The organism is Xenorhabdus sp. SGI240 (genome assembly GCF_040081915.1).
In the GTDB taxonomy this organism is placed as follows: domain Bacteria; phylum Pseudomonadota; class Gammaproteobacteria; order Enterobacterales; family Enterobacteriaceae; genus Xenorhabdus; species Xenorhabdus bakwenae.
Genome location: NZ_JBEBMB010000112.1, coordinates 1 through 2,630, shown reverse-complemented (window position 1 = coordinate 2,630; position 2,630 = coordinate 1). Strand labels below are relative to the sequence as shown.

Below are 2,630 nucleotides of genomic sequence, written 5' to 3'. Positions count from 1 at the left end.
AAAGTCGAGCATCGCGTTAGTATTAGTATGTTGCCCGCTCAGTAATTCATCACCAACAGAAATAATCGATGCCGACTTGTTGGTACACTTTTCGTCTAGAGTATTAATAATAGCTTGTGCCATTTGTTGGGTTGTTGCACTTCCCCCTAGATCATAAGTTACAGTTTTCCCTACACGTATTACATTGTCTACTGCACGATTAATTTTCATGGCGGCATTAATAAAACCAAGATGTTCCAATAGCAAAGCTATTGTATAAAACATAGCTGCTGGATTAGCTTTATTTTTACCGGCCATGCTAGGTGCACTACCATGGACAGGTTCAAAGTATGCAATATCACTACCAATATTGGCGCTAGGAGCTAAACCAAGCCCTCCCATTACGCCAGCAGCCAAATCAGACAAAATATCACCGAACATATTTTCAGCAACAATCACACCAAATTCATGCGGCTTTTTTACTAACCACAATGCTACTGCGTCTACATTATGAATATCTGCTTGTATCTCTGGATAACGTGCAGTAACGGTATCAAAAATAACTTTTGCAAAATGCCCACTTTCCCGCATAACATTCGGTTTATCAGCAAAAGTTACGCGTGTGTAATTATTTTCCTGTGCATACTCGAAGGCAGTGGTAAACAAATGCTCCAGACCAAAACGTGTTTGTAAGCGGACTGACCATGCCGCCTCTTCAGGGCCATATTTGTCTATATTAGGATGTGTTAACCAAGTCGCTGCAATAGCAGGAATTCCTTTAAAATCGAATCCCGCATATAATCCCTCTGTATTTTCTCTAATAACACAACAGCGAAAGGGTTTACGCTCTCCTTCTATATAACGTATTGGCCGAATATTTGCGTATAAGCCCAAACGTTGACGTAATTGGATAACGGGTGATACATAATTTTCCACTTTTCCACGAAGATACGATGGCAGCGCTTGTTGTGCTTCTTCTTTGCCTTTACTAGTAATGGCACCGAGCAATACAGCATCAACTGAATCTATTTGTTCCCAAGTACTTTCAGGTACAGGATTACCTTCCCTTTCCCAACAAGTCCAACCAATATCGCCAATTGTCAATGTCACAGGAAGATCTAACGCTTTAAAAACAGGAAGAGCAGCATCACATACTTCTTGGCCAATACCATCTCCAGGTAAAACAAGAATTTTTTTGTTCATAAGATTTTGAGCCAATCGTTAATTACATCGTTAATAAATTCAGGTTGATCGTTCCAAGGTCGCATTCCTGCTCCCTCAGCTACAACAAAACAGTGCATAAGATTAGGACTGACAACTTGATTACGTACAGTAGCCAACTGTGAACATTCACCAACTATACTCAGAAATTTTCCTTTATAATTGCACAGCGCTGTTCTTGCATCGAATTGTAGCAACAATGAAAACCCCATTATCAAACGCTTTTGTGCAATACCTTTTAAATGATTCGGGATAGCGGATACCGAGGGAAGTGGCGTTCCTCCTTTAGGAATAACAAAGTCATGCAATAATGAAATGGCTTCATCCAACTGACTTTTTTTCAGTAAAATGATTAGTTGTCCTAATTTATCGCTCAGTAATATATCTGCATATCCAGGACCACTGATTGAAATCACTCCCGTAATCGTCTTTAAGCGTGGCGCAAGTAACTGCACCAGAGTACCTGCCATAGCAAATCCAATAAGAAGATAGGGCTTAGAAAAACGTTGAGTTAATTCAAACTCAATAGTGTTAATAAAACAGTCAGGATCAATTAAATCAGGATTCACGTGGTTAATTAAGGATAATGTATCAATAATAGATACTCGATATCCCATTTTCTCTAATAATAAGACCAATGGTGCGCAAAAATTACCATGATCCCATAGCGGCATCACTGGAGAGAGAATTACCGCATCAGGACTAAAATACCCGGCATTACTATGCTGCATCATGCCGTTATTTCCTTCAAAGACTTAACAATCTGAAACGCATAATTAATACCACATCGTAACCCTTCTTCGAGAGCTGTTTTATTTTCCACACTTAGATTGTACATTCCCATGATTACATCAATAAGCTCGCGTTTAGATGCAGCAAAAAAGTGATGGGATTGCAGTTCATTAAGTTGATTAAATACGTGTCCAAGATCGTATTGTTTAGTATCTTGACTCAAATTTAGAAATGATAACCAGCTTTCCAAATTGAGATTTCCAGCTCCTTTCCCCATTCCTGATAAAGAGCTATCAATAAAACTGGCTCCAGACTTCATAGCTTCAATACTATTCGCGGTAGCAAGTCCTAAATTGTCATGGGGATGAAAACCCAATTGCAATTGAGTAGCAGATTTTAGCTTATAAAATAACTGCGATACTTGTTCTGGGAATAAGCTGCCATTTGAGTCCGCTAAGTAAATGATATTAGCACCAGCATGTTCACATTGTTTGGTAATCTCAATAACTTTATTGATAGAAAGCTGGCTTACCCGAATAAAATTGATACTAACCGCCATTCCAATGGACTGCGCAGTTTCACATAATGCCAAACATGGCTGCGGATTGTCAGTCTTGATACATAGTCTAAACGCGATGCTCGACTTTCGAGGAGAGTTGAAATGACATAGCCGCTCCTTTATAACTTTAAGTGACCAG

The 2,630-nt window shown here is 39.2% G+C and carries 3 protein-coding genes; all 3 read right to left on the bottom strand.

Going from position 1 to position 2,630, the window contains the following annotated elements; genetic code table 11:
- Positions 1 to 1,182, bottom strand: a 1,182-nt coding sequence (locus ABLA76_RS16410) for an isocitrate/isopropylmalate family dehydrogenase (RefSeq protein ID WP_348988742.1), incomplete at its 3' end; no start/stop codon positions are given.
- Complete coding sequence (locus tag ABLA76_RS16405; RefSeq protein ID WP_348988741.1) at positions 1,179 to 1,934, bottom strand: alpha/beta hydrolase; 756 nt, start codon at positions 1,932 to 1,934, stop codon at positions 1,179 to 1,181. The genes ABLA76_RS16405 and ABLA76_RS16410, both read right to left, overlap by 4 nt.
- On the bottom strand, positions 1,931 to 2,630 hold a 700-nt coding region (locus ABLA76_RS16400; RefSeq protein WP_348988740.1), incomplete at its 5' end, for a hypothetical protein. The genes ABLA76_RS16400 and ABLA76_RS16405, both read right to left, overlap by 4 nt.

Bases quoted from the DNA above. Each gene is read 5' to 3' on its own strand.
- ABLA76_RS16405 (WP_348988741.1), bottom strand. From the start codon at position 1,934: ATGATGCAGCATAGTAATGCCGGGTATTTTAGTCCTGATGCGGTAATT.